Genomic DNA, 546 nt, shown 5'->3' on the forward strand with positions numbered 1-546 from the left:
AGGGCCCGTTTCCGCCGAGGTCACGGCCCTCGAGGCCAAGGCCATGGTGGAGGAGGGAAGAAGGCTCGCCGCCCTCCACCCCAACATCGTGGTCAAGCTCCCCACCACCGAGGAGGGCCTCAAGGCCTGCCGGGTATTGAGCGCCGAGGGCATCCGGGTCAACATGACCCTCATCTTTTCCGCCAACCAGGCCCTCCTGGCGGCCCGGGCGGGGGCCAGCTACGTGAGCCCCTTCCTGGGCCGGGTGGACGACATCTCCTGGGACGGGGGAGAGCTTTTGAGGGAGATCGTGGAGATGCGGGAGGTCCAGGACCTGCCGGTGCGGGTCATCGCCGCCTCCATCCGCCACCCCCGCCACGTGACGGAGGCCGCCCTTCTGGGGGCCGACATCGCCACCATGCCCCACGCCGTCTTCAAGGCCCTCCTCAAGCATCCCCTGACGGACCTAGGCCTCAAGCGCTTTATGGAGGATTGGGAGAAGGTCAAGCCATGAAGAAGAAAGCGGAAACCCCTGAGACGACCCTTTCCTACCAAGACCTGGCGGGG

Annotated in this window: 1 protein-coding gene; it reads left to right on the plus strand. The window is 66.7% G+C overall.

The features are described 5' to 3' along the window. On the plus strand, positions 1–493 hold a 493-nt coding region (locus BVI061214_RS00285; protein WP_053766888.1), incomplete at its 5' end, for a transaldolase family protein. Between the last annotated feature and the right edge of the window lie 53 nt (positions 494–546).

It is taken from the genome of Thermus aquaticus, from assembly GCF_001280255.1.
GTDB lineage: Bacteria > Deinococcota > Deinococci > Deinococcales > Thermaceae > Thermus > Thermus aquaticus.